21 protein-coding genes and 3 pseudogenes are annotated in these 26,057 nt (G+C 48.1%); 16 read left to right on the top strand and 8 right to left on the bottom strand.

Going from position 1 to position 26,057, the window contains the following annotated elements:
• Positions 1–6 precede the first annotated feature (6 nt).
• From NSTC745_RS20130 to NSTC745_RS20105, 6 genes and pseudogenes are all read right to left on the bottom strand, one after another.
• Positions 7–549 (bottom strand): SRPBCC family protein, encoded by a 543-nt coding sequence (locus NSTC745_RS20130; RefSeq protein WP_445632513.1) that lies wholly within the window; start codon positions 547–549, stop codon positions 7–9.
• A 529-nt stretch (positions 550–1,078) separates the two neighbouring features.
• A pseudogene (locus NSTC745_RS20125) lies at positions 1,079–1,483 on the bottom strand (hypothetical protein); the annotation flags it as partial.
• 348 nt (positions 1,484–1,831) lie between these two features.
• Entirely contained in the window at positions 1,832–2,215 is a 384-nt protein-coding gene (locus NSTC745_RS20120; protein ID WP_445632512.1) for a response regulator, read from the bottom strand.
• Positions 2,216–2,649: 434 nt separating this feature from the next.
• Entirely contained in the window at positions 2,650–4,872 is a 2,223-nt protein-coding gene (locus NSTC745_RS20115) for a response regulator (protein ID WP_445632511.1), read from the bottom strand.
• A 170-nt stretch (positions 4,873–5,042) separates the two neighbouring features.
• Complete coding sequence (gene fldA, locus NSTC745_RS20110; protein ID WP_198123750.1) at positions 5,043–5,555, bottom strand: flavodoxin FldA; 513 nt, start codon at positions 5,553–5,555, stop codon at positions 5,043–5,045.
• Positions 5,556–6,029: 474 nt separating this feature from the next.
• A pseudogene (locus tag NSTC745_RS20105) lies at positions 6,030–6,137 on the bottom strand (IS982 family transposase); the annotation flags it as partial.
• A 258-nt stretch (positions 6,138–6,395) separates the two neighbouring features.
• Between NSTC745_RS20105 and NSTC745_RS20100 the strand changes: the two are divergent.
• Positions 6,396–7,521 (top strand): annotated as a pseudogene (locus tag NSTC745_RS20100) (RNA-guided endonuclease InsQ/TnpB family protein).
• A gap of 45 nt (positions 7,522–7,566) precedes the next feature.
• Here NSTC745_RS20100 and NSTC745_RS20095 read toward each other — a convergent pair.
• Positions 7,567–8,016: a DUF1931 family protein gene (locus NSTC745_RS20095; protein WP_445632510.1), complete on the bottom strand. Its 450-nt coding sequence runs from the start codon at positions 8,014–8,016 to the stop codon at positions 7,567–7,569.
• A gap of 779 nt (positions 8,017–8,795) precedes the next feature.
• Here NSTC745_RS20095 and groES point away from each other — a divergent pair.
• From groES to NSTC745_RS20065, 6 genes are all read left to right on the top strand, one after another.
• Positions 8,796–9,107, top strand: a complete 312-nt coding sequence (gene groES, locus NSTC745_RS20090; protein ID WP_445632509.1) for a co-chaperone GroES — start codon at positions 8,796–8,798, stop codon at positions 9,105–9,107.
• 152 nt (positions 9,108–9,259) lie between these two features.
• Complete coding sequence (gene groL, locus NSTC745_RS20085; RefSeq protein WP_445632508.1) at positions 9,260–10,897, top strand: chaperonin GroEL; 1,638 nt, start codon at positions 9,260–9,262, stop codon at positions 10,895–10,897.
• A 477-nt stretch (positions 10,898–11,374) separates the two neighbouring features.
• Positions 11,375–11,845, top strand: a complete 471-nt coding sequence (locus NSTC745_RS20080) for an Hsp20/alpha crystallin family protein (RefSeq protein ID WP_322721359.1) — start codon at positions 11,375–11,377, stop codon at positions 11,843–11,845.
• Positions 11,846–11,890: 45 nt separating this feature from the next.
• On the top strand, positions 11,891–12,433 hold the full coding sequence (locus tag NSTC745_RS20075; RefSeq protein WP_445632507.1) for a DsbA family protein: 543 nt from the start codon (positions 11,891–11,893) through the stop codon (positions 12,431–12,433).
• A gap of 271 nt (positions 12,434–12,704) precedes the next feature.
• Positions 12,705–14,594, top strand: a complete 1,890-nt coding sequence (dnaK, locus tag NSTC745_RS20070) for a molecular chaperone DnaK (RefSeq protein WP_445632506.1) — start codon at positions 12,705–12,707, stop codon at positions 14,592–14,594.
• Between the two features lie 185 nt (positions 14,595–14,779).
• Entirely contained in the window at positions 14,780–15,553 is a 774-nt protein-coding gene (locus tag NSTC745_RS20065; RefSeq protein ID WP_445632505.1) for a ChaB family protein, read from the top strand.
• On the opposite strand, the gene NSTC745_RS20060 is transcribed toward NSTC745_RS20065, so the two are convergent.
• A complete protein-coding gene (locus tag NSTC745_RS20060) occupies positions 15,526–15,651 on the bottom strand; it encodes a hypothetical protein (RefSeq protein WP_445632504.1) in 126 nt (41 codons plus the stop codon). The genes NSTC745_RS20065 and NSTC745_RS20060 overlap by 28 nt on opposite strands.
• Before the next feature lie 233 nt (positions 15,652–15,884).
• On the opposite strand from NSTC745_RS20060, the gene NSTC745_RS20055 reads away from it, so the two are divergent.
• From NSTC745_RS20055 to clpB, 9 genes are all read left to right on the top strand, one after another.
• Entirely contained in the window at positions 15,885–17,054 is a 1,170-nt protein-coding gene (locus tag NSTC745_RS20055; protein WP_445632503.1) for an alcohol dehydrogenase catalytic domain-containing protein, read from the top strand.
• A gap of 96 nt (positions 17,055–17,150) precedes the next feature.
• Positions 17,151–17,822, top strand: coding sequence for a BON domain-containing protein (locus NSTC745_RS20050; RefSeq protein ID WP_445632502.1), 672 nt, complete (start codon positions 17,151–17,153; stop codon positions 17,820–17,822).
• Positions 17,823–17,907: 85 nt separating this feature from the next.
• Positions 17,908–18,051 (top strand): hypothetical protein, encoded by a 144-nt coding sequence (locus NSTC745_RS20045; RefSeq protein ID WP_445632501.1) that lies wholly within the window; start codon positions 17,908–17,910, stop codon positions 18,049–18,051.
• Positions 18,052–18,209: 158 nt separating this feature from the next.
• Positions 18,210–19,049: an aldo/keto reductase gene (locus NSTC745_RS20040; protein WP_445632500.1), complete on the top strand. Its 840-nt coding sequence runs from the start codon at positions 18,210–18,212 to the stop codon at positions 19,047–19,049.
• A 329-nt stretch (positions 19,050–19,378) separates the two neighbouring features.
• Positions 19,379–20,281, top strand: a complete 903-nt coding sequence (locus NSTC745_RS20035; protein WP_445632499.1) for a YfdX family protein — start codon at positions 19,379–19,381, stop codon at positions 20,279–20,281.
• 456 nt (positions 20,282–20,737) lie between these two features.
• Positions 20,738–21,694 carry a YfdX family protein gene (locus NSTC745_RS20030; protein ID WP_445632498.1) on the top strand — a complete coding sequence of 319 codons (957 nt, stop codon included), beginning with the start codon at positions 20,738–20,740 and terminating at the stop codon, positions 21,692–21,694.
• Positions 21,695–22,050: 356 nt separating this feature from the next.
• Complete coding sequence (locus NSTC745_RS20025) at positions 22,051–23,058, top strand: DnaJ C-terminal domain-containing protein (RefSeq protein WP_445632497.1); 1,008 nt, start codon at positions 22,051–22,053, stop codon at positions 23,056–23,058.
• Positions 23,055–23,372 carry a chaperone modulator CbpM gene (locus NSTC745_RS20020; protein WP_445632496.1) on the top strand — a complete coding sequence of 106 codons (318 nt, stop codon included), beginning with the start codon at positions 23,055–23,057 and terminating at the stop codon, positions 23,370–23,372. Before NSTC745_RS20025 ends, NSTC745_RS20020 begins: the two co-directional genes overlap by 4 nt.
• Before the next feature lie 44 nt (positions 23,373–23,416).
• Positions 23,417–26,038 (top strand): ATP-dependent chaperone ClpB, encoded by a 2,622-nt coding sequence (clpB, locus tag NSTC745_RS20015; protein ID WP_445632495.1) that lies wholly within the window; start codon positions 23,417–23,419, stop codon positions 26,036–26,038.
• Positions 26,039–26,057 lie beyond the last annotated feature (19 nt).

The following is a 26,057-nucleotide window of genomic DNA, read 5'->3' as shown; positions in this document are numbered from 1 at the left end:
TATTTATTAACCTCGCGGTTGACCTTCTATTGTGGCAATCTCGCCTGCTTCCATCAGCATTTTGAAGCGGCGTAAATCTTCTTTAATTTCCAGTTCTGGGTCTTCGCCAAATAATTTAGCGATGTCTATGACGGGCTTCTCTACGAGACGCTCCGCGAACGCCAACGCAGCCCCAATCGCACCCCCAGGCGGGGTAAATTCTCGGACTGTTTTTACCTCAGTGCCACGATTCCCAGGTGCTGGCTTGAAGTGGACGCGACCAGAGGTTTCAATTGCTGCGCCTTCAACCGAAGTCCAGGCAATCAATTCGTTTTCTCGGTCTTCGGTAATGACTACATCCCACTCAACGCTTCCATTTAAGAATCCTTTGCTAATCCAGTGCGTTCGCGTAGCGTGTCCGGAGGACTCTCGCTTCTCGTCGTATACCCTCACCTGTTTGAGATGCTTGATGAAGCGTGGCAAGTTATCAAAGTTACGCCAAAAGCGATAAAGTTCCTCTACTGGTTTGTTAATGGTTAAAGTCTTTTCAACTATGACCCGTTGGTTCATGACCGTACTCATGACCATTGCCTCTTGTGCTTGCTATATGTGTTTTAATTATCAAAGTTGGGACAAATTGATTTGTTCTAACTCTTCTATTGCTTAGAGTTATAGTTAAAAAAAAATTACTTATATTCTTTCAAGAGTCTTAGGTTTCCAATAAATTGATACTACAAAAGTAGTAATTGGCAGTTACCATATTTGTATACAAAAATACTTAGTTAATTTACAAAGCAGTTGCGTTTTCAGAAGCAGAAATGGTGTTAGCACAACGCCAGCAAGCCTTCTCCCAAAAAGCAGAACAGCGCGAACGCATCTAAATATTGAATATTGAATGCTCAAGGTATGATTGTGAATTGTTGGAGGACACCGTACTCCCAACGGACTTTTAAAGATGTATTATTAACATAACCTGAGTTCGGAATAAGGAAAGGGACAGGTAAAACGCTGTGAAAGCCAGCCTCAATCGCTGGATTTGTCTCCTTTTGCTGCACCCTCTTGACAAATGTGCCATTACTTTAACCTCTCACCGATGATCTGGTAGAGGTCGTCTAATTCTTTGCTGCCAATTGAGTTGTAACCGAGGTAGTAAATCTTTAAATACTCGCTCAAGCAATTCAGATGAAAATACTAAAAATCTTTGTGAAAGAAATTGTTGAGCCACATTGGTTGCACGACACCATAATAAATCTTCTCTTGCCAATAAACGATTTAATTCTTGTACTCCAGGAACTTGTCGCCACAATAAAGTTAATACTGCTGCCACCATCAGAGATAGATTGATAATTCTATCTCGTAATCCTAACTGCTTGTAATATTTTTGTTGATTAAAGATAGCCGGAGTTAATAAAGCTTCTAAGTGAGCAGCAATCGCTTCATTATCTATAGTAGGGGTATGATGTTTTTGTGTGTGGTCAGAGTTGTGTTTTGGTCGCTTGGGCATGGCGGTAAACCAAAATTTTTTGTGAACTCGTTTAATAACTGAATTTACCGAATAATGTTGCCCAATTTTGATCAAAGTATTTGGTCGTTACAATAGTTTGTCAATGAAGATTTCAGCTATTCAAAAATTTCTTGATAATGATAATCAAATAAGTAGGGAAGGAGGCAAGCGACGCTCGCCTCCTTCCCTACCCCCGCACGCGATTATCATTCTTATTTGAATTATCTTGAGTATTTTAACTGGTTGACAAAATGTGCTTTATCTTAACCTATCACGGATGGCTAATAGTTGGTGTGTCTTTTTTCTGTTTCATGCAACAAAGCCTAAAAAAGGCATTGCACTCTAACCTCACCACCCCAGTTGCTCAATAATCTGCTCGCCAAGCTGCAAGACATTGAACGGCTTCAGGATCACTCCAGCAAATTCAGAGGGGTCAAATCCCAGCGAATCGTCTGACGGGTCTGTGGCGGTAAACAAGATAACCGGAATCGACTGCGTAGTCGGATTAGTTTTCAAAGATTGCAGCATAGTCAGTCTATCTTGACCATACAGGCTCAGATCGAGCAAAATCACGTCTGGTTGCTGCGTTTGTGCCTGCATCAGTCCTGCCTGTGCAGACTCAGCTGTGAGGATTTTCCAGCTTTTGAGGCGTTCTAGCGTGAACTTGACAATGCTGCACAGGTCAGGTTCATCGTCAATCACCAGGATGCATCGATTTGTATAAGAGGACATAATACCAATTCGTTATTCGTAATGAAGGGGCGTCAGATTTAATCTGGTTTCATGCAATACAACTTCTCTCTAAATTGATTGATGGAAAATAACAAAGTACGTTCGCGTAGCATTGCCGCTAGCATCATTATTTGAATCAATCCCTTGAGAGCTAATTTGTAAACTAAAGTAAACTACTTGTCTAGTAAGGGTTTTAGGCATTTAAGTTAATAAAGTGCTTATTCGCTGAAACTCAGACCTAGTAATGAGTTAAGTACCCTTAAGATTTTCTTTACGAATCAGCTCTAAGGGATGAAGTATCAATTACTAATTAGGAATTTCCAAGAAATAAATGATCCAATTTATTCATAATTCTATTTTTCTTACTCCCCCTGCTCCCCTGATAACACAGTGATTGGTTATTTTTTTATTTGGAAGTCCCTTATTTTAAATCCCTACCAGGAATTGAAATTTAAAATTCGCTGAATCAAATCGGCTTCTACGATTGGTTTTAAGATATAGTCATCTGCCCCCGCTGCTAGGGCCCGGTACAGGGTATCAGCATCGGCATGAGCCGATAACAACAACACAGGTAGCCGACTCCAACGCGGATCGCTCTTGACTACCTGGCATAGTTCAATGCCGCTAAACCCTGGCATAGCGACATCCAGCAATAGCAGATCGGGAGTGGTGGCTTCCAAGTATTGCCAAAACTGGCTTGAATCTGCCAAGGTTGTGACCTGAAAGCCCCACGGTTGCAGTTGGGCTTCTAACACGGACAACAATGCCGGATCGTCATCCACAATCAGCAGTCTGGCATTGATAGTGTCAATCCGGTGGAGGAGTTGGCTGACGGCTTGAAACACTTCGGTAGGCGTGGCAGGCTTTTGCAAAAAGGCGTTGGCTCTTAAACGGGTGACTTCCACGCGCTTGGTTAAATCGCCAAGTCCTGTCAGCACCAGCACAGGAATAGTGGGAAATTGGTGCTTCAACTGTGCCAGTAGGGTCAAGCCGCTTTCGGTGGTATTGGGAAAGGTAAGATCCAATATGATGGCATCGGGCCTGAGGTACTGAAGGCGTTGGCGGGCGAGGGTAAGGTCAGTGACGGTTTCCAGATGAATGCTCCAGTTTGAGGCATTTGCCTGCATTCGCTCAATCAAGTCAGTATCATCATCAATCAACAAAACCACGCGATCGCTAGACTTCAGTACTGGAGTGGGCGCTGTTGTAGTAAAAGTAGGTAACTGCTGGATAACTTGCCTCAGTTGCCCAAGCAGCGATTTTAGTTGAACCGCTTCCTCTGATTGGACAGCAGCCGTTGGTGTTTTCAAGGTGCGTTCGATCTGGCGGGCAAGTTCTGCTGCTTGCGGCATACCAAATGCCCCCAAAGAGCCAATCAGCCGATGGGCGATGGTCTGGGCGAACTGCCTTCCGTCAAGCGTGAGACTATTAGTAAAGAGGTGGGCGATCGCCTCCTCCAGCTTTCCTAGTTGGCCCTGCAATCGCTCCTGAGAATCCTGCCACATCTGCCCAATTGCCGCCACTGCCTCCGCCTCTGCATCATATCGATTTGCATTCAGCAGGTAGGATGAGGAAAACGCAGAGATGGGGAGATGCGGTGAACCAGCACCTTGGACTGAGCCGCTTTGCGGTGAAGAAGTCGGAGTCTTGGATGCCGCATTCTCCACTTGGGGAGCCACCCCTGTGGTGAGGCAGTCCGATCTTGGGGGTTTCCCCCAGGAGGAACTGCCGAAAGGGTTTCCCGACTTGAGGAGAGTGGCGTGAGATCCCAATACCGGAGTGGCTCCGTTTCCCGTCGAGTCCGTTAGCGCAGCGTTAGCGACGTTAAGAGCGTCACTTCCGAACCCAGAAGGCAAAGACTTGTGGCGACTGGTGGCCCCAAAGGGTAACGCGGAGAGCCTATCAAATATATTCCCCGTGTCCCCTTGTCCCCGTGTCTCCGTATCCCCGTGTCCTTGCTCCGACCCCTGCTCCCGCTCTTCTGGCACAGATTTCAGCCGATACCCCAGCCCATACAATGTTTCAATTGGATCGGAATTCAGCCCAGCCATCTGGAGTTTGCGCCGCAACCCGCGAATTTGAGTTGTTATAGCTTCTTCACCGGGACATTCATCAATCGAACAGATGCGATCGAGCAGAGTCCTTCGGTCAAAAATCCGCCGCGGATGTCGCAAAAATAGCTCCAGCAGTTTGTATTCTTTAGGCGTGAGATGTAAGCCTTTGCCTTGACACATGACTTCGCAATTATTCGGATCGAGCTGCAACTGACCCCAGCAGAGTACTTTGGTTAATACTGTGCTGCTTCGTCGCAGTAATGCCCGAATCCGAGCTAGCAGTTCTGATAGCTCGTAGGGTTTAGTAATATAGTCATCTGCTCCTGCCTCAAAGCCTGCTATTCTATCTGCCGGATCAACTTTCCTTGTGAGCAGCAAAATAGGCTCTTGCTGATTCTGTGTCCTTAGTTGGCGACACAGACGAATTCCATTCTCATCGGGTAGCATGACATCTAGCACGATCAGGTCATACTCTGTTGCCTCAGCTAACTCTAGTGCCGATCGACTATCACTAGCGGTATCAACTGTAAACTGCTGTGCTACCAAAGAAGTGGTGAGAGCAGCCGCCGTATCTCGATCATTCTCAACGATAAGCAGTTTCATAAAACCTATTTTTCAGGCAATTGAGCCAAGTATTTCAAAGGCAACCCCAAGCAAGTTATGTTTTAGAGAATGGTTTTCAGTAATTTCTCTCGCGCAGTTTCATCTTTGAGACGGGCAAAGAATTCTCAAATTTACCTAATTAGGTAACAAGCATTTTAGTGAATAAAGCTTTACAAACCAAACTCTAGCTTCAATTGTGTAACCCAAGCTTTGATTCTTTCCTCTGTTAAATCGGATTGATTATCTTCATCAAGGGCAAGACCTACAAATTTACCATCACGAACAGCTTTAGACTCGCTGAATTCATAACCTTCTGTAGGCCAATAGCCAACTGTTTCAGCACCATTTTCTGAAATTTTTTCCTCTAGAATACCGAGTGCATCTTGAAATGTATCTGGATAACCAACCTGGTCTCCAGGACCAAAATAAGCAACTTTTTTGCCCGTGAAGTCAATGTTATCTAACTCATCATAAAAATCTTCCCAATCACTTTGCAATTCTCCAACATTCCAAGTAGGACAACCAACAATGATATAGTCGTAGTTATTAAAATCACTTGGCTCAGCTTGTGAAACATCATTTAACGTTACAACACTATCACCACCAAACTCCTTCTGAATTATTTCTGATTCAGTTTGGGTATTGCCTGTTTGAGTACCAAAAAATAAACCAATTTTAGACATTTTTACTCCTTTTATAAATTTTCAAAATTATTTAAATCTACATAGTTATTAATAATTAGTTGTTAGCTATCTTGGAATAAAATTTTAAGTGTAATAATTATAAAAAACATTGGTAAAGTAAATGTAACTTTTTTATTTTGCGTTATTTCAAAAATATTGAATTGTCTTATGTTTGAAGTGCCTTGTGCTGTAATATATTCTTATATGTTTTTCATTTATAAATAGAATCTCAAGTTAACGTAACAATTTTTATATTTATATAAATATAAAAATTGGAATCTTGATTACAATTAATCTTAATAACACAAAATAAGTATTAATCTGTAATGCAACTAAGCTTAAATAAATTAACATAAGGCTTCATCCATCCAATGGATTGAAAATAGTTTATGCCTAATGACGTAAATTCATATTGATTTCATTTGGGTATACTCATCTGATTTAGGGTTTTAACTAAACGTGAGTTCGACGGAGCTAAAACAGGGCAGGAGGTAGTGCAGGCAAGTGTTTAGGGTAAATATCAATAGACGGTTTGTTGGGTAAGTAGGTATAAGCAACCAAGCCAGCTACTAAGTTAACTAACGGGACTTAGACAAAAATTAAGCCCAAATGTAGCCCAAACTGGCTTGATAAGCAGCAAATACGTCACGATTAAGAGTTAGCCAATCAAAAAAGCGAAAGTAGCCCCCGCCCATTGTTCGATGCCGTTCCATCTATTTACCAAAAACATGGGTCTAAAGCCTCTCTGCGAGACGCTACGCGAACGCCCTTCAAGGGCGACTTTGCTTAATTTAAGAAGAATTTGAGTTTTTAGCTTCAGATTTTTGGTAAAATATTAATATGAAAACACTGAAGTTTAAGCTATATCAACACAAAAGAAATAGACACCTCAAACGCATAATAAATGCTGCCGGGGTAATTTACAATCATTGTATTGCCCTACACAAACGCTACTACAGAATGTGGGGCAAGCATTTGAAGAGTGCAAAACTTCAGTCTCATATTGCTAAATTAAGAAAGCGTAACCCATTCTGGCAAACAGTAGGTTCTCAAGCAGTACAAGATATTTGTCAACGCATTGAAAAAGCCTATCAATTGTTTTTTAAACATAATAACAAAGGAGTTAGAACACCGGGATTTAAGAAAGTTAAAAAATACAAATCATTCACCCTCAAACAAGCTGGCTATAAGTTTTTAAATGGCAACAGAGTAAAAATTGGGAATCGAGTATATCAATTTTGGAAGTCTAGAGAGATTGAGGGAACAGTCAAAACCCTAACTATTAAACGCACACCGTTGGGTGAGTTGTTTATGGTTGTGGTGGTTGATGAGGGGAACAAACCAGAAGTTGAAGTTAAGACGGGTAAAATCGCTGGCTTTGATTTTGGATTGAAAACATTCCTCACTTGTTCAGACGGGACTAAAATTGAATCACCCCAATTTTTCAAGCAGTCACTCAACGCCATCAAAATAGCCAGCAGACAGCATTCCCAAAAGTTTAAAGGCTCATCTAATCGTGAACGAGCTAGAAAGAATTTAGTACGTCGATACGAGGATATTTCTCATCGTCGACATGATTGGTTTTGGAAGTTGGCACATCATTTGACTGATAAATTTGATGTGTTATGTTTTGAAACACTAAACCTGAAAGGAATGCAGCGTCTTTGGGGGAGAAAAATCTCTGATTTGGCGTTTGGAGAGTTTCTACAAATACTAGAATGGGTTGCCAAAAAGAAGAAAAAGAGGGTTGTTTTCATCGACCAATGGTATCCCAGCACTAAGACTTGTTCTTGCTGCGGCCATGTTTTAGAAAGTCTTGATTTGTCTACTAGAGAGTGGCGCTGTCCGTCCTGTCAGTCAGTAAACGGGAGGGATGAAAACGCATCTGAGGTAATTTGTGCAGTCGGGGCATCGACTGTTGGGTTAGGTGATGTCAGTCGGGCGGGAGCCTGCTATCGCTGTTTGAGCCTAGAATCCCCACCCTTGAAGGGTGGGGAGTATGTCAATGAGTCTACAGCAGCAAGTCAAAAATGCTGAAGGCGCGCTCCCACTGCATCGTCTGGGGGTTCTTGAGATCGGGATCGATGATCTTGAAGGTGCGGGCAAGTGCCACACTAAGTCCACCCACGATGTCTGGAAGCCGTGCCTCGGTCTCTTTACTGTAGTCCAGGTCGAGCAGTGGCCGCGTCGTTATGTAGTCCAGTATGGGCTTTAGCTCAATCTCCTCGTTGATCTCCTTGAAGTTGTGAATTCTCTCCTCCAGTCCCTTTGTAATAGGTACATCAAAAGGTTCGATGATGTCGCGCCCGTTCGCCTTCGCCGTAGCCTGGCCACGAAGGAGAAGATCGTAGGTTTTATGATTAACGAAGTCGCTGTAACGCTTAAGGTCGTTCTTGTCCACGTCTAGATCTGCTACAGTGCGGAAGAAGCGCTCGAACTTAGAAATACTGATTGCTGACATGATTTAAATCCTCTTTGAGAACATTAAACAACCTCAGTGTTTAACGGTTGAATTGAGCAGATGCTAATAACCTTGAACTTAGTACTGGCGACTCTCTTCAGTCCGCTCCAATGAGGTTTTATCAAGAAAGGCAGAGGGCAGGAGGCAGAAGGCAGAAGGAAATCTGATTCCTGCCCTCTGCTACGACCTTAGGGAGTAAGGGTTTAAGACCCCCACCAAATTTTCAATTTGGTGAGCCAGCGCTGCAAGAAGGTTTCCTTCTGTAGGCGACTGGCGCTCGCGTAGCGTATCCGTAGGATTCACCCGTAGGGTGGCTCTTGTTTAGGAGGGGTCTGAATCCCCTTCTAAACAAAACCTTCTGCCCTCTGCCCTCTGCCTCCTGCCTTCTTCAATTCAATACAGTTCGGTTAATAGTAGCCGCACCCTTTAGCCTGTGAGCTAAATCTCACAACCAATCACATTTGCGGTGCTTTGCAACTCAGCCGATATCTGCAACTATCAGTACATCCCACCATCGTACTCAATTAAGCTGAACCTCAACAGAAATTTTTGCACGCCCGGTTTTTGCCATACAACTGTTTTGCAACTTCCATGATTTCCTCAGAAAGTCCTTAGATTTTTTGGTTAAGGTAATAAGCACTGAGCAGTATTTTTGACAAAAAAGGTAGGAGACATACTGCGGGGTACAGAAGAAAGATGACAAAAACTTTAGTTGTGGGTTTAAAGCCCACTCACTAATGTACCTAGTGCCTCCTGCCTTCTCAACAGGAGAATAGCCTATGGCAGCCGTATCGCTGAGTATTTCGACAGTAAAACCATTGGGCGATCGCATCTTTATTAAAGTCGCGCAAGCGGAAGAAAAAACTGCTGGGGGAATTTTATTGCCCGACACCGCCAAAGAAAAGCCACAGGTTGGAGAAGTGGTGCAAGTCGGCCCGGGGAAGCGTAATGAGGATGGATCTCGTCAGCCAATGGAAGTGAAAATTGGCGAGCGAGTTCTCTATTCCAGATATGCCGGAACCGACATTAAACTCGGTAGCGAAGAATACGTGTTGTTGTCTGAAAAAGATGTCCTGGCGATCGTGGAGTAAGCAGCTTTCAAAGGGACTGAGTATTGGGGAAAAGAGAGCAGGGGGAGCAGGGGGAGATAAAACTCCTAACTCTTGTACAGACGCGATTTATCGCATCTCTATTCAGCACTACTGAAAACATCCTAATTAAAATTAACAAGGACAACATTTCTATGGCAAAGACAATTCTGTACAAGGACACGGCCCGTTGGACATTGGAAAAAGGCTTTGACGCTCTGACCGAAGCCGTCGCTGTCACCCTCGGTCCCAAAGGGCGGAATATAGTTTTGGAGAAAAAATTTGGCGCTCCTCAAATCGTCAATGATGGAGTAACTATTGCCAAAGAAATTGAACTAGAAGATCCCACTGAGAATACCGGGATTTCCTTGCTACGTCAAGCAGCCTCCAAGACAAACGATGTCGCGGGTGACGGAACCACCACTGCAATTGTGCTGGCTCACACGATGCTTAAAGAAGGGCTACGCAACGTTACGGCTGGTGCCGATCCCCTGACGGTGAAACGGGGGATTGATAAAGCTACAGAATTCGTCATCGAAAAAATTAAAGAACACGCCCGTCCAATTAAAGATTCTAGGGACATTGAGCAGGTTGCAACCATTTCAGCGGGTAATGACCCCGAAGTGGGTCGGATTGTGGCTGAGGCGATGGAAAGAGTGGGCAAAGAAGGTGTAATCTCTCTAGAAGAAGGCAGATCCACAACGACCGAACTGGAAGTCACTGAAGGAATGCGCTTTGATAGAGGCTACATTTCGCCTTACTTTGTGACCGATCCTGAGCGAATGGAGGCAGTACTGGAAGAACCCCACATTTTAATCACCGATCGCAAGATTACAATGGTTCAAGATTTGGTGCCGATTCTCGAGCAAATTGCTCGCACGGGCAAACCCCTACTAATCATTGCGGATGACATTGAAAAAGAAGCCTTGGCAACTTTAGTCGTCAACCATTTGCGCGGTGTGCTGCGAGTTGCGGCGGTGAAGGCTCCCGGCTTTGGCGCTCAACGTAAAGCGATGCTGGAAGACATCGCGGCGCTCACAGGTGGTCAGGTGATTAGCGAAGATACGGGCTTGAAGCTAGAAAATGTCAGGTTAGAAATGCTTGGTAAAGCCCGGCGAGCGATCGTTACCAAAGACGACACAACCATCGTGGCAGAAGGCAACGAAGAAGCTGTCAAAGCTCGCATCGAACAAATTCGTCGCCAAATCCAAGAAGTTGAATCCTCCTACGATAAGGAAAAACTGCAACAACGGCTGGCGAAACTGGCAGGTGGTGTCGCGGTGATTAAGGTCGGTGCTGCCACCGAAACTGAACTCAAAGACCGCAAGCTACGTCTAGAAGATGCAATTAATGCCACCAAAGCCGCAGTTGAAGAAGGAATTGTGCCCGGTGGCGGTACAACAATAGCACACATTGCTCCCCAGCTTGAGGAATGGGCAAAGAGCCAAATGAAGGATGAAGAGTTGACGGGCACTATGATTGTGGCTCGCGCTCTTTATGCTCCACTACGTCGCATTGCTGATAATGCTGGTGCTAATGGTGCGGTGATTGTGGAGCGCGTCCGTGAACTGCCCTTTGATGAGGGATACGACGCCGTTGCTAATAAATTTGTGAATATGTTCGAGGCGGGCATTGTCGATCCAGCGAAGGTGACTCGTAGTGCTTTGCAGAATGCTGCATCTATTGGTGGTATGGTGCTGACCACTGAGGGTGTTGTGGTAGAAAAACCTGACAAGCAGGCGAAAGCGCCAGCTGGTGTCGGTCCTGGCCCTGGCGAAGGCTTCGATTATTGAGACTGGGTATTGGGGAGCCAGTCGCGTGCGGAGAGAAGTGCGGTCTTTGGGAGACACTGCGTTGCGGAGGGAATCTGCGTTGTAGCAAGTGTCGTCTTTGCCCCTTCGGGTTCGGAAGTTTCAACTCGACGGGAACCGGAGCCACTCCGGTCTTGGGGTCTCCCCAAGTGGAGGATGTGGCATCCAAGACTTGAACTTCCTCACCAAGTGGAGCAACTTCGGAGGGTTTCCCCCGTTGAGCGAACTGGCGTGACTAAGAAAGGTTAAAGGGAAGTTATTTGTTTTTCCCCTTGCAATTTTGCCTTGTCCCAATCCCCAACCATCATAATTTCCTCAGAAAGCCCTTAGATTTCTTTTTTATAGTGTCAACAGAGTTCAGCACTGGCATGATAGCAACTCTGTTTCAGCGACTGACAAAACCCAGTCTAATGCAGAATTCTAAACACCCAAGTATAGATCGTCAGGAGACTTAAAATTATGGCACTCGTTCGTTGGGAACCTTTCCGAGAAGTTGAAAGTTTGCAGCGGCAGTTAAACCGCTTGTTTGATGAGATAGCACCGACAGGTCGTAGAGAAGAGGAAGGCATTGCTTTTATTCCCTCCGCAGAGATTCAAGAAACCCCCGATGCGGTTCATCTCAAGGTAGAAATTCCCGGTGTAGACCCCAAAGACCTAGATGTGCAGGTATCGCCAGAGGCAGTGTCTATTTCCGGTGAGCGCAAGTCAGAAATCAAAACGGAAGAAAGAGGCATCACCCGCACCGAATTTCGCTATGGCAGGTTTCAGCGCGTAATTCCGTTGCCTACCCGTGTCCAGCACGACAAAGTAGAAGCAGAATACAAAGATGGCATTCTCAAGCTGAGGCTGCCCAAGGCTGAAGAAGATAGGAACAAGGTTGTGAAAGTAAACTTAGGTGACGGGCACAGGGGCAACGGGCAAGGACAGTGACGCAATGTTTTCCAAAGCACTCCCTTAAGAGCAGGAGGTGACAACATGATCACAACAGCAACAGGCGAACTTAGCCTCCCAGTTAGCGATCGCGACCATATCCGAGGACCAAAAAACGCACCCGTCACCCTCGTGGAATACGGCGACTATGAGTGTCCCTATTGCGGTCGTGCCCATTTCATCGTCAAAGAACTCCAGCAGTTAACCGGGGATCTCATGCGCTTTGTCTACCGCCACTTCCCGTTAACTAACCTGCATCCCCACGCCGAGCAGGCAGCAGAAGCAGCAGAGGCAGCTGGGGCGCAAGGTAAGTTCTGGGAGATGCACGACCATCTTTTTGAACATCAACAGGCGCTTGATCGCAAACATCTAATAGAATATGCCGCTAACCTCGGTCTTGATGTACCTCGGTTTAGTCACGAACTCGCCGAGCACGCCCACGTACCCAAGATACGCGAAGACTTACTCAGCGGAATCCAGAGCGGGGTCAACGGCACGCCGACTTTTTTCATCAACGGTGTGCGCCACGATGGCTCTTACGACCTCCGCTCATTGTTAGCCGCGATTGAAAACGCAGCCGAATCCTGAGTGCTAAGGAGCCAGAGGGCAGAAGGTTCAAGGATAGATTCTACCCCCTGCCAAGAGGTCACAAGCCCACGCCAGTTTGCTCAAGTCGGGAAATCCTTACTTTCAGAAGCCGTTGTTAAATCCCCTAAATTTATTTATGGGGATTCCCCTTCTGCCCTCTGCCTCCTGCCCTCTGCCTCCTGCCCTCTGCCTTCTTAATACCATTTATTCAACTTGTCTTGAATCCAGACTCTTAATTTTTTATCCCAATCTTTGAAGGAGGTTGCTAACGATGGCAAAAATCGTTGGTATTGATTTAGGAACTACCAACTCCTGTATAGCTGTAATAGAGGGCGGACAACCCGTCGTTATTCCGAACACAGAAGGCGGTCGCACAACTCCGTCTGTGGTTGCCTACACCAAGAAGGGCGAAAAACTTGTCGGGCAAATTGCCAAGCGCCAGGGTGTAATGAACCCAGAAAACACTTTTTATTCTGTGAAGCGGTTCATTGGGCGCAGGTATGATGAAGTCACCCAAGAGGCAAAACAAGTTACTTACAAAGTGGTACGTGACAGTAATGGCAATGTCAAGCTATACTGTCCCGCTCTGAACAAGGAATTTTCACCGGAAGAAATCTCGGCTGAGGTAGTCCGCAAGCTGATAGATGATGCCAGCACATATCTGGGGGAACCAGTGAGGCAAGCGGTAATTACCACCCCTGCCTATTTCAATGACTCTCAACGCCAGGCCACCAAAGATGCCGGTAGAATTGCCGGGATTGAAGTTGTGCGAATTATCAACGAGCCAACGGCGGCTGCCCTCGCTTACGGACTTGACAAGAAAACTAACGAAACTGTCTTGGTATTTGACTTAGGTGGTGGGACGTTTGATGTGTCTATCCTAGAAGTGGGTGATGGTGTGTTTGAAGTGAAAGCCACCAGTGGCGACACCCACTTGGGCGGTGATGACTTTGATAAGAGAATCGTAGACTGGCTAGCAACCGAATTCCAGCGTAACGAAGGCATCGACCTCCGTAAAGACAAACAAGCCCTGCAACGCCTCACCGAAGCAGCAGAAAAAGCCAAAATTGAACTGTCAAGCGCAACACAGACGAACATTAACTTACCTTTTATTACCGCAACCCCGGAAGGCCCGAAACATCTAGATATGACCTTAACGCGGGTACAGTTCGAGCAAATGTGCGCCGACTTGTTCGATCGCTGTCGTATTCCTGTCGAACAAGCTCTGCGCGATGCTAAACTGAGTCCCGCAGATATTGACGAAGTAATCCTAGTGGGTGGTGCAACTCGAATGCCGGCTGTCCAGCAACTGGTACGGCAGATAATAGGCAAAGACCCACACCAGGGTGTCAACCCGGATGAAGTCGTAGCAGTGGGTGCAGCGATTCAGGCAGGTGTGCTTGGGGGTGAGGTAAAAGACGTACTGCTCCTAGATGTCACGCCGTTGTCGCTGGGTGTTGAAACTCTAGGTGGTGTGACGACCAAGATTATTCCGCGCAATACCACTGTCCCAGTGAAGAAGTCTGAGGTGTTCTCAACGGCGGCTGACGCACAAACAAACGTAGAAATCCATGTTCTGCAAGGCGAACGCGAAATGGCATCCGACAACAAGAGTCTGGGAACCTTCCGACTAGATGGGATTCCTCCAGCTCCCAGAGGTATGCCACAGATCGAAGTTACCTTTGACATTGATGCTAACGGGATTCTGTCAGCAACTGCCAGAGAAAAAGCCACAGGTAAAGAACAGTCTATTAGCATCACAGGTGCGTCTACCCTCGATAAATCTGAAGTCGAGCGGATGGTGAAAGAAGCCGAGCGCAATGCGGAAGAAGACCGTAGGCGGCGCGAACAAATTGATACCAAAAATATGGCCGATTCCGTCGCCTATCAAGCCGAGAAACAGCTTCAAGATTTGGGCGACAAAGTGCCACCAGCAGACAAGTCCCGCGTGGAAGGCTTAATTCGAGACTTGCGTCAGGCAATTGAGCAGAACAACATCGATCGTATGAAGTCCCTCACCAACGAAATTCAACAAGCCCTGATGCAAATCGGCACTGCGGTCTACTCACAAGCAGGTGCATCTCCAGATGGCGGTACCTCCCCAGACGGACAACGCAGTGGTGAAGATGTCATTGATGCAGACTTCGTGGAACAAAAGTAACAAGACGCAGCAAGCAGTCCGTTGCTCTGGTTCTCAGAGTTAAAAGAACTGCTTTAGCGAGCCTGCGTGCGTCATCCTCTGGGTGACGCAGTGAAATTATCAAATACTCTCTTCCTATCCCCGCGTCCTTAAATCTGCTCCACACTTCGTGATGTTATGTAGTTTTTTGATTTGGAGTAATTTTTATGACTTCTACATCTGAAAAAACCGCCCTCAAAAGTGTCTCTGCTATCTTCAAAGATGAGAAGAAGATGCAAGAAGTGGTTGAGCGTCTAATCGATCGCGGCATTCCCAAAGATAACATTTCGATTATTGGTCGCGACTTCCACGCCGAAACTCGCATCTCCGGATTTGTGACTAAAGAAGATGTGATCTTGGATGGACTCGCCACCGGAGCGATTTTCGGATCGCTATTTGGTTCTTTGTTGGCTTTACTTACGGGCGTGGGTGTGTTGTTCATTCCCTTTTTGGGAACCGTAGTAGCAGCAGGCCCTTTGGGAGCAGCATTATTAGGAGCGGCAGGCGGTGCTTTATATGGTTCCTTGGGAGCAGGCATTGGATCTGCCTTAATCGCAATGGGTATGCCGGAGGACAAAGCTACTATTTACGAAACACGCCTGAAAGCAGGTGAGTTTTTACTGGTCGCGGAAGTGCCACAAGAACAAGCAGACGAAGTTGTCTCACTGTTAGAAAGTGCGGGTGCGGAAGAAGTCGCTATCACTGACATGAAGATTCCCCGTCAACCAAAAGGTGAACTGGCAGATGATGAGCAGATTTCACCAGAAATTAGAGCAAATCTGTCGGACGACGCGCAAAAAACTTTTGTTGATACCTACAATCGGTCGTTCAGAGAAGCCAATGGAAAAGATAATGCCTTGGCGAAAGCTTGGGATCGGGTCAAACAGATGTTCGATCGCGACGAAAAAGGCACTTATTCCAGGTCTAAAGTCAGATCGTAAATTTCCAGAGTTGCGATCGCTTCCAGCGGGCGCTCTGCGCCATCGCCTGGGCGTGGGGCGTAGCCCATCGCGACGAACAAGGCACTTATTCCAGTCACAAAACAACTTAAAAAACTAGGAGAACCATCATGAACTGAGATCGCCGACTCCTTAAAGGGCTGCAAGTTTCGATCGTGGGCTTTCTTTTTTCCTCCCTTGAGTACTTGTGGGAGCCAATGCCATGTTCTTGCGCCCCGTGAAACTAGCTGAGGGGGCCTGAAATGAAATTTAGTTGTTCAAACCATAGAAAGAGGATAAACAAGCTATGGTAAGCAATCGTGGAGTAGTCTATATGGGTCCTCGGAAAGTCGAGGTTCAAAGTATCGACTTCCCAAAACTAGTTGACCCTCGTGGCAAGAAGTGCGAGCACGGTGTCATTCTCAAGGTGGTCACCACGAACATCTGCGGTAGCGACCAGCACATCTACCGGGGCCGCTTCGCCGCTCCAGAGGGGATGACGCTGGGTCATGAAATTACTGGTGAGGTCGTCGAGGTGGGCCGGGACGTGGAGTTTATTCAGGTCGGCGATCTCGTCTCGGTTCCATTTAACGTCGCCTGCGGCCGCTGCCGCAACTGCAAGGAGCGACACACCGACATTTGCATGAACACTAACCCTGACTTCCCGTGCGGAGCCTACGGCTTCAACCTGGGCGGCTGGCCAGGCGGGCAGACCGAGTACCACATGGTCCCCTACGCTGACTTCCAACTGCTGAAGTTCCCCGACAAGGACCAGGCGATGGAGCGCATCCATGACCTCACCCTCCTCTCGGACATCCTGCCCACGGGCTACCATGGGTGTGTCATTGCGGGAGTTGGAACGGGATCCACGGTGTACATTGCAGGGGCAGGACCGGTGGGTCGGTGTGCCGCCGCCAGTGCCCGCCTCTTAGGGGCCTCCGCCATCATCGTCGGGGACATAAACCAGACCCGATTGCAGCTGGTGAAGAAGTCGGGTTACGAGACTGTGGACCTGACGCAAGACGTGCCGCTGGCCGATCAAATCGAGTCGATCCTTGGCGTTCGCGAAGTGGACTGCGGGGTGGATGCCGTGGGGTTCGAAGCCCACGGCCATGGGAAAGACGCTGGCGAGCAGCCGGAGGCTGTATTGAACGACCTGATGTCGGTGGTTCGCTTCGGCGGGGGAATGGGCATCCCTGGCATTTACACTAGCCTCGACCCCGGTGGTCCCACGGACCTGGCTAAGCAGGGGAAGTTGATCCTCGACTTCGGCAAGGCATGGATCAAGTCGCAGTTCGCCATGTGGGGGCAGTGCCCGGTGATGAAGTACCACCGACTCCTGATGCTGGCCATCCTTGGGGGCCGGATGGACTACCTGAGCGAGGTCACAAACATCGAGTTCATCTCGCTCGACCAAGCACCAGAGGCGTACCGGACATTCGACCAAGGGGCACCGAAAAAGTTCGTCATCGACCCGCACAACAGCACCAAGAAAGCTGCATAGAGCAGGATCATCCTGTGGCAGAAGCAGGTGTTAGAGCCTTTGAAATGAAATTTAGCAGTTTTAAACCATAAGAGTAGCTCAAAGGAGAAACTAACCATGACAACTGCAACCGCAACCCGAACTGACGAGGAAATCCAAAAGGATGTGCTGAATGAGTTGAAGTGGGATCCCCGCGTCCAGTCTACCGAAATCGGCGTGGCCGTCAAAGACGGTGTTGTTACGCTCACAGGCTGGGTCGATTCCTTTTACAAGCGCTGGGCTGCCGAAGAAGCTGCCCACCGCGTCCGTGGCGTACTGGCTGTGGCCAACGACATCGAGGTTCGGCTGCCGGTCTCTGCCGAGCGCACTGACGCCGACATTGCCGCAGCCGCCATTCATGCGCTGGAGTGGGATGCCGACGTGTCCATCGATAATCTCGACGTCACGGTCTCCAAGGGCTGGGTCACGCTCAGGGGTGTGGTCGAGTGGGAGTACCAGAAGCGCGATGCCGAGCAGGTTGTCCGCCGCCTGAAAGGCGTCAAGGGGGTGACCAACTTGCTCACCATCAAGCCCCGCGTGTCGCCGTCGGAACTCAAGAAGAAAATTGAGCAGGCGCTGGTGCGCAGCGCGGAGACCGACGCGCTGCGGATCGCGGTCGAGGTGGAGGGGAGCAAGGTCATCCTGAGGGGGACGGTGCGCTCCTGGGCTGAGAAGCAAGAGGCGGAGCGGGCAGCGTGGTCAGCACCAGGAATCACCTCGGTGGAAAACCGGATCGCGATCTCGCCCTAAGCCTGACCGTCACAACGGCCGCCTCTACTATCATCGATTGCTGAACAGAAATCTCGACGGTCAATTCATCGCTCACCTCACCCGCATGTACATATTAACTAGCGTGTTGTACTTCTTAGCACTTGTGCTGTCGTTGTGGAACGGTATCGCCGGATTGGTGTTATGCGTGGGATTGACATTACTATACACGCTGCCGCCGAAAAAGCCAGTGTATCGTAGCGGCGCATAAACGTGAGATCTCCCGAGGACATTAAGAACGAGCCTGAGGATGGAGAGTGAGGATCGCATCGGCGCGTTCGCGCAGCGTACACAGAGTGTAATCGCGCAGTGTACACGAAGTGTAATTGCTAACTTGCAAAAGAAAAGAATCTAATCAGGAGAACAAGCATGGAACAGCGTCGGTTTGGTTCCACAAAGCGTGAGGTGGCAGCGATCGGTCAAGGGACTTGGTACATCGATCGCAGCGATCGCGCCTCCGCAATCGCCACGCTGCGTCGAGGTCTCGATCTCGGCATGACCCATATTGACACCGCCGAGATGTACGGCATCGCCGAGGAAGTGGTCGCCGAGGCGATCGTCGGGCGACGCGATGAGGTCTTCCTGGTCTCCAAGGTACTTCCCGAGAATGCCTCTCGGCGCGGGACGATGGCGGCTTGCGAGAAGTCGCTTGCTCGCCTCAAAACCGATCGACTGGACTGCTACCTCTTGCACTGGCGCAGTCAGCACCCGTTGGAGGACACAATTGCCGCCTTCGAGCAGCTTCAGCACGAGGGAAAGATTCTCTCCTGGGGAGTGAGCAACTTCGATCTACCCGACCTTGAAGATGCCCGGGCAATCGCCGGCGAGGGTCGTTTCGTCTGCAACCAGGTTCTTTATCATTTGAAAGAGCGGGCGATCGAGCATGCCGTGATTCCTTGGTGTGAGAAGCATGGCGTCGCCGTGGTCGCCTACAGCCCGTTCGGTCACGGGCACTTCCCAGATCCGCACACGACCGGAGGCCGCGTGCTGCAGGAAATCGCCGCCGCGCACAACGCGACCCCTCGCCAGGTTGCGCTTCGGTTCCTAGTGCGGCGGCCCTCGCTCTTCGCAATCCCCAAGGCCTCTAGCCCCGAGCACGCAGCCGAAAACGCCGGGGCTGGGGAGCTCCAGTTGACCGAAGCCGAGCTCGATCGGATCGATAAAGCTTTCCCGCCCGGTCTTCGTCCCCACGTGCTTCCAATGCTGTAGCTGGCCTGCAACCAACGAAGAGGCAAGGGAGCAGTCCAAGTGGAGCAGGGGAGAAGCCTCTGGTACAAGACCAAAGGAAAAACTAATGGGCTAGTGAAGGCTTACTAGTCCGCCAAGACAACTTTGCATTGTGGTCAGCAGAGGAGCGGAGGGGCAGAGGGGCACAGGAGAAACAACTTTTACAACAACTCTCCCCTGCTCCCCTGCCCACCTCCACATAGCAATTTTGGGTTGGTGAACTATTAGAAGTAGATCGAACAATTGTTCGATCGCGATGAAAAAAACACCTATTCCAAACCCAAAACAAATTAACAAACAAGGAGAAGATTATGACCTCTACGACATTGAATCAGCCCAATCCTCAATCTCAGCAGGAGATTGAACAGGAGAGGCAAAAGGCAACGAATGAGGCTCAAAGTTCCCTAGATCGGGACGCAATCGCCGCGCTCGAAGAAACTCGCAATGCAATCAACGCCATCGATCGGGAAAACACTCAGGAAACCATTCAAGCTCTGGAACGGGCAACTGGAAAACTTGATATTCTTCTGGCACGTTACCCTGAACTGGCTCTGGTTCCTGTGTCAACTCAGATAACCATTATCGATCTTGCTCCTCGGGATTTTGATTTGATTGAGCCAATTCGCGATGAAGCTAAGAGGGCTGTGAATGAGGAAGATTTTCCGACTGGGCGTGCACTGTTGCACAACCTAGTGAGCGAGATTCGCACATCAACCGTCAATCTGCCACTTGAGACGTATCCTGATGCCATCAAGGAGGCCGCCCGATTGTTGCATCAAGGGAGAACCGATGAAGCCAGAGCGGTAATACAACTGGCACTCTCAACTCTGGTGGTGACAGAACAATCTCGACCCATTCCACTGATTAATGCCCTTACTGAACTAGCTGCTGCAATCGCTTTAGCCCCTCAAGGACAGGATCAACAGAATCAGGACCAGCAAAATCGGGACCAAGTACTGCGGTTGCTGGAAGATGCTCGCACCCAACTCAAGCTGGCGAGAGAACTGGGCTATGCTAGACGCGATCCCGAGTACAAAGAACTTGACCGGGCAATCAGAGACATTGAGCGGCAAATCAGGGCAAAGGAGAAAACAGAAAGTCCATTTGCCAAACTCCGGGAAAAGTTCTCTAATTTCTTCAACCGGGTGTCCAGAGTCAACAGACCATCTCATGAAAGTCAGCAAACCCAAAGTCAGCAAACAGCTAATGCTTGATTGGGTTTAAACCTATCAAGGTGAGGGTTAGCCATGCTGCAACCCCGATCGACAGTGGCAACTTGCAAAACACCGATTTGGATAAGGTTTCCAAATCGGCAACAATTCTCTACAGCACGCTTGTGACCAAAGAAAGGGTATAAGGGTGTGGGGGAGCCACTGCGGTGGTGTTAGCGTAGCGGTAGCGACGCAGGAGCGTCGGCAGTCCGGTCTTGGGGGTTCTCCCCCAATCCCCACTTCGTGGGGACCCCGAGTCCCCCAGAAGGAACTGCCGAAAGGGTTTCCCTGCATAAAGCACCTAGCGTCGGGTTAAGCGCGTTGTAGCGACTGGCATCAAGTGGCGTTGTAGGGGAAAACCTGAATAATCCTTAGACCCAAAAAGGTACAGATGTTCGATCGCGACGAAAAAGGCATCTATTCCAGGCGCAAAGCAAGTTTACAAACCGGAGAACGATCGTGAACCAATATCACAGATTCTTTAGAAGGCTGCAAGTCCTGTTAGTGGGTATTCTTTTCTCCACGCTTTTATTCATCGCTCCCGTTCATGCAGTTAGCTCTGCTGCGGTATCTCCTGAAAGATTGAATCAGCTTGATACTAGTCTTCAGCAGGAGATTGAAAAGGAGAGGCAACAGGCAACAGCTGAGGCTGAAAGTAAACTGGATCGAGAAGCGATCGCCGCAATCGAAGAAACTAAAAAAGCGATCGCTGCCATTGAGCGGGGAAAGACTCAAGAAGCAATTGCTGCCCTAGAACGAGCAACTGGAAAAATTGACATTCTAGTAGCACAATACCCTAAACTAGCTCTAATTCCGGTGGCGGCTGAGGTAGCGATAATCGATTTTGCCCCTCAGGATTTTAATTTGGTTGACCGAATTCGCAAACAAGTTAAGGGTGTTGCAATTGCAGAAGATTTTCCGGCGGCTCGCGAACTGTTGAACAACCTGATAAGCGAGATTCGCACAGCAATCGTCAATCTGCCATTAGAGAGATATCCAGATGCAACAAAGCAAGCAGCTCGGTTGTTGAACGAAGGCAAAATTGATGAAGCCAAAGGCGTGCTGCAACTTGCGCTCTCAACTTTAGTGGTGACAGAACAAGCTCGACCCCTGCCGCTAGTCAAAGCCCATACCGATCTAGTGACTTCGGTTACTTTAGCAGATAAGGATCGCGACGCAGCACAGAGGTTGCTAGAAGATGCTCGTGACCAACTCAAGTTAGCTCAAGAACTAGGATATGCCAGAGGCGATCGCGAGTATGCAGCATTTGACAAAGCAATTAAAAATCTAGAGCGGCAAGTTAAGGCACGTGAGAACACAGCAGGCGCATTTGCCAAGCTTCAAGAACAATTCTCTAGTTTCTTCAACCGAGTATCCGAAGTCGTTAAACCAGATGATTCCTCAAATAGGGCATAAGCCAGGAATGAAAGGGAAAAGGTTAAAGGGTAAAGGGAAATGGCACTAAGAAAAGCGTAAATCCTTCGTATTCCTGGCTTTTGGGTGTGGGGTGTAGGGTGTGGGGAATTAAGAAGATGTTGAACTCCTTGACGCAGTTGCATTCAATTATCTGAAACACTACACCCAACACCCAACACCCAACACCCAACACTATGCCCTGACAAGGTTTCACCTTTTCTTCGTGCCATTCGGGTAAAGGGTAAAGCCATAATAAATTACATTAATACTACTTTCTTGCCCTTTTCCCCTTACCCCTTATCTTCCTCATGCCCCTCTGCCCACCCGTCCCATCGCGTTAATTTCAAGAGGTGCTGATGGTTGCAGCAACCGATTTCAAAGATTATTACGAAATTCTGGGTGTTAGTAAGAACGCCACTCCGGAGGATATCAAAAAAGCCTACCGGAAATTGGCACGGAAACATCACCCAGACTTAAATCCTAACGATAAGCAAGCCGAAGCGCGGTTCAAAGAAATTAACGAAGCTCATGAAGTGCTGTCCGACCCGGAAAAACGCCAGAAGTATGACCAGTATGGTCAGTACTGGCAACAGGCTGCGGCGGGTGCGCCTCCACCCAGAGGGGCGGGTACACAAGGTTATGACTTTAGCCAGTATGGCAACTTTAATGATTTCATTGATGAATTGCTGGGAGGGTTAGGTCGCAGTGGCGGTCGTACAAGGCAGCGCACAGCTAATTATCGCACTACAAGAAGACCAGAAGGATTCCGGGAATACGCCGGCTTTGGCTATGGAGAAGACCCCTTCGGCCGCTTCACTGAAGTTCCCGCACAGGATACAGAAGCAGCGATCGCTCTCACTTTTTCTGAAGCGTTTCACGGTACACAGAAGCAGCTACAAATTGATGGAGAAACTATCACTGTTCGCATTCCGCCGGGAGTAAAATCGGGAAGCCGCATTCGAGTCAAAGGCAAAGGACAGATGAGTCCTTTTAGTCAGCAACGCGGCGATTTGTATCTGACAATTGAATTATTGCCCCATCCTTTCTTCAAATTTGAGGGCGACAATCTTGCTTGCGAAGTACCTGTCAGCCCAGAGGAAGCTGTACTTGGCGTACAAATAGATGTTCCTACGCCCGATGGCAAGGTAACGATGAAGATTCCGGCTGGTGTGGATTCCGGCCAAGCACTCCGGCTACGTGGCAAGGGCTGGCGCGATCCAAAAGGCAATCGTACCGCTTTGATTGTGCGGTTAAAAATTGTGACACCCAAAGATTTGAGTCCCCAAGAAAGAGAGTGCTATGAAAAATTGCGACAAGTTAGCAGTTTTAATCCCCGTCAAGGCTTAGAAGAGGTGCGATTATGATTTCTAACCTGAGCTTGTCTTGCGTGGTGTGGTCAGAAGCAGGCGATCGCCTCTATAGTTTCGAGCAAGCCGCCTACCTCACCCAAACCTCGGTTTTATTACTAGAACGATTTGCCCACCTGGGACTAATTGAACCTGTAGGAATCATGCTGCGCCCACAGGATATGTTTCGCGTTGTGCAGATTCAAAGGTTGCACCGCGATCTGAACTTGAATTGGGCCGGAGCAGCAATGGTGCTAGATATGGTAACTGAAATTGCCCAACTCAAGGCGCAACTGCACGCCTACCGTGCTGAATTACAAATTCGTAATTAAGAGCGTTAACAAAATAATTTATTTCTCAGCTAAGGGGCACGATTATGCAACCAACCAATCCCGAGCAATTTACCGAAAAAGCCTGGGAAGCCCTTGTTCGGACTCCCGAAATTGCCAAGCAGTTTCAGCATCAGCAGATTGAGAGCGAACATTTGATGCTAGCGCTACTGGAACAGGAAGGACTCGCCAGTTCTATTTTCAACAAAGCCGGGGTAAATGTTCAAAAACTACACGAGCGCACTATCGACTTCATCAACCGTCAGCCCAAAGTATCGGGGGCTAGCAGTGGTTCGGTATACATCGGACACAGTTTAGAGACGCTGCTCGATCGCGCCGAACAATACCGCAAAGAGTTTGGTGATGAATATATTTCTATTGAACATTTAATACTTGCCTTTGCCAAAGACGATCGCTTTGGTAAAGGGTTGTTTCAAGAATTTGGACTGGATGAAAAAAAACTCCGCAACATCATTCAACAGATTCGAGGGAGTCAAAAAGTGACAGATCAAAACCCGGAAGTTAAATATGAAGCGCTAGAAAAATACGGACGCGATTTAACTCAATTGGCACATGAGGGCATACTCGACCCAGTGATTGGACGAGATGATGAAATTCGCCGCACGATTCAAATCCTTTCTCGTCGGACTAAAAATAACCCCGTGCTGATTGGTGAACCCGGTGTCGGTAAAACGGCAATTGTAGAAGGATTAGCGCAGCGCATTGTCAGTGGTGATGTCCCGGAATCATTGCGCGATCGCAAACTAATAGCTTTAGACATGGGTGCGTTAATTGCCGGAGCCAAATACCGGGGAGAATTTGAAGAACGCCTGAAAGCTGTCTTAAAAGAAATCCAAGAAGCACAGGGACAAATTGTCTTGTTCATTGACGAAATTCACACTGTAGTTGGTGCGGGTGCAACGCAAGGATCGATGGATGCTAGCAACTTGCTCAAGCCGATGCTCGCTCGCGGCGAATTGCGCTGTATTGGTGCCACCACGCTAGATGAATACCGCAAGTACATTGAAAAAGATGCGGCTTTGGAACGTCGTTTTCAGCAGGTGTATGTCGATCAGCCCAGTGTGGAAGATACCATCTCAATTCTGCGCGGTTTGAAAGAGCGCTACGAGTTACACCACGGCGTGAAGATTTCTGATAGTGCGTTAGTTGCGGCAGCTACTCTGTCTGCAAGATATATTAGCGATCGCTTCCTACCCGACAAAGCTATTGATTTGGTGGATGAAGCTGCGGCTAAACTAAAAATGGAAATTACTTCTAAACCAGAAGAATTAGACGAAATCGATCGCAAAATTCTGCAACTGGAAATGGAGCGGCTGTCACTGCAAAAAGAAACAGACAGTGCTTCCAGAGAGCGGTTAGAACGCCTAGAAAGAGAACTTGCGGAGTTAAAAGAACGGCAAGTTGCTCTCAATGCTCAATGGCAGGCAGAGAAGCAAATTATCGATCGCATTCGCCAAATTAGACAAGAGATTGAGCGTGTCAATGTAGAAATTCAGCAAGCCGAACGCGATTACGACCTCAACCGGGCAGCAGAACTGAAATACAGCAAACTCACACAGCTGCAACGACAACTAAAAGAAGCCGAAGCGCGACTAGCCCAAATCCAGACTAGCGGTAAATCTCTGTTGCGTGAAGAAGTCACCGAAGCTGACATTGCCGAAATTATCTCCAAGTGGACGGGTATTCCGTTGAGCAGACTGGTTGAATCGGAAATGCAAAAACTCTTGCATCTGGAAGAAGAGCTACATAAACGTGTGATTGGTCAGGAAGAAGCTGTAAGAGCTGTTGCCGATGCAATTCAACGTTCCCGTGCTGGGTTGGCAGACCCAAATCGTCCCATTGCTAGCTTTATTTTCTTAGGCCCGACCGGGGTGGGAAAAACAGAACTGGCAAAAGCTTTAGCGGTATATCTGTTTGATACCGAAGATGCACTGGTGCGGATCGATATGTCCGAATACATGGAGAAACACACTGTTGCCCGTCTCATCGGTGCGCCTCCAGGTTACGTGGGCTATGAAGAAGGCGGACAACTCACCGAAGCGATTCGCCGCCGACCTTATTCTGTAATTCTGTTTGACGAAATTGAGAAAGCTCATCCTGATGTATTCAACGTCCTGCTGCAAATCCTGGATGATGGTCGCCTAACTGATTCTCAGGGACGCACAGTAGATTTTAAAAATACGATCGCGATTATGACCAGCAATATTGGTTCAATATACATTTTGGATGTGGCAGGAGACGATAGCAAGTACGAACAAATGCGCGATCGCGTCATGGAAGCAGTGCGAGAAAGTTTCCGCCCCGAATTCCTCAACCGCATTGATGAAATCATTATCTTCCATAGCTTGCGGAAGGACGAGTTGCGCGAAATTGTCAAACTACAAGTGCAGCATTTAGAGGAGCGATTGCGCGAGCGTAAACTCTCGCTCAAAATCTCCGACGAGGCTCTCGATTGGATTGTTCAGGTCGGTTATGACCCAGTTTACGGTGCTCGTCCCTTGAAGCGGGCGATTCAGCGAGAACTAGAAACTCCGATTGCTAAAGCGATTCTACGCGGCGAGTTCCACGAAGGCGACACAATCTACGTCCATGTGGAACACGAACGACTGGTGTTGAAACGCTTATCACCTGAACTGGTCAATGCTTAGAGGGGGCAGAGGAGTACAA

The sequence above is a fragment of the Nostoc sp. DSM 114161 genome (genome assembly GCF_052692665.1).
Note: the sequence above shows the minus strand (reverse complement) of the source record. Positions and strands in the feature narration are given on the sequence as shown.

Excerpts from the sequence above, each read along its gene's own strand:
- NSTC745_RS20120 (WP_445632512.1), bottom strand. The coding sequence starts at position 2,215 with ATGTCCTCTTATACAAATCGATGCATCCTGGTGATTGACGATGAACCT.
- NSTC745_RS20035 (WP_445632499.1), top strand. The coding sequence starts at position 19,379 with ATGACCTCTACGACATTGAATCAGCCCAATCCTCAATCTCAGCAGGAG.
- NSTC745_RS20045 (WP_445632501.1), top strand. The coding sequence starts at position 17,908 with ATGTACATATTAACTAGCGTGTTGTACTTCTTAGCACTTGTGCTGTCG.
- fldA (WP_198123750.1), bottom strand. The coding sequence starts at position 5,555 with ATGTCTAAAATTGGTTTATTTTTTGGTACTCAAACAGGCAATACCCAA.
- NSTC745_RS20020 (WP_445632496.1), top strand. The coding sequence starts at position 23,055 with ATGATTTCTAACCTGAGCTTGTCTTGCGTGGTGTGGTCAGAAGCAGGC.
- NSTC745_RS20095 (WP_445632510.1), bottom strand. The coding sequence starts at position 8,016 with ATGTCAGCAATCAGTATTTCTAAGTTCGAGCGCTTCTTCCGCACTGTA.
- NSTC745_RS20115 (WP_445632511.1), bottom strand. The coding sequence starts at position 4,872 with ATGAAACTGCTTATCGTTGAGAATGATCGAGATACGGCGGCTGCTCTC.
- clpB (WP_445632495.1), top strand. The coding sequence starts at position 23,417 with ATGCAACCAACCAATCCCGAGCAATTTACCGAAAAAGCCTGGGAAGCC.
- NSTC745_RS20075 (WP_445632507.1), top strand. The coding sequence starts at position 11,891 with ATGATCACAACAGCAACAGGCGAACTTAGCCTCCCAGTTAGCGATCGC.
- NSTC745_RS20055 (WP_445632503.1), top strand. The coding sequence starts at position 15,885 with ATGGGTCCTCGGAAAGTCGAGGTTCAAAGTATCGACTTCCCAAAACTA.
- NSTC745_RS20065 (WP_445632505.1), top strand. The coding sequence starts at position 14,780 with ATGACTTCTACATCTGAAAAAACCGCCCTCAAAAGTGTCTCTGCTATC.
- groL (WP_445632508.1), top strand. The coding sequence starts at position 9,260 with ATGGCAAAGACAATTCTGTACAAGGACACGGCCCGTTGGACATTGGAA.
- dnaK (WP_445632506.1), top strand. The coding sequence starts at position 12,705 with ATGGCAAAAATCGTTGGTATTGATTTAGGAACTACCAACTCCTGTATA.
- NSTC745_RS20130 (WP_445632513.1), bottom strand. The coding sequence starts at position 549 with ATGAACCAACGGGTCATAGTTGAAAAGACTTTAACCATTAACAAACCA.
- groES (WP_445632509.1), top strand. The coding sequence starts at position 8,796 with ATGGCAGCCGTATCGCTGAGTATTTCGACAGTAAAACCATTGGGCGAT.
- NSTC745_RS20050 (WP_445632502.1), top strand. The coding sequence starts at position 17,151 with ATGACAACTGCAACCGCAACCCGAACTGACGAGGAAATCCAAAAGGAT.
- NSTC745_RS20040 (WP_445632500.1), top strand. The coding sequence starts at position 18,210 with ATGGAACAGCGTCGGTTTGGTTCCACAAAGCGTGAGGTGGCAGCGATC.
- NSTC745_RS20025 (WP_445632497.1), top strand. The coding sequence starts at position 22,051 with ATGGTTGCAGCAACCGATTTCAAAGATTATTACGAAATTCTGGGTGTT.
- NSTC745_RS20080 (WP_322721359.1), top strand. The coding sequence starts at position 11,375 with ATGGCACTCGTTCGTTGGGAACCTTTCCGAGAAGTTGAAAGTTTGCAG.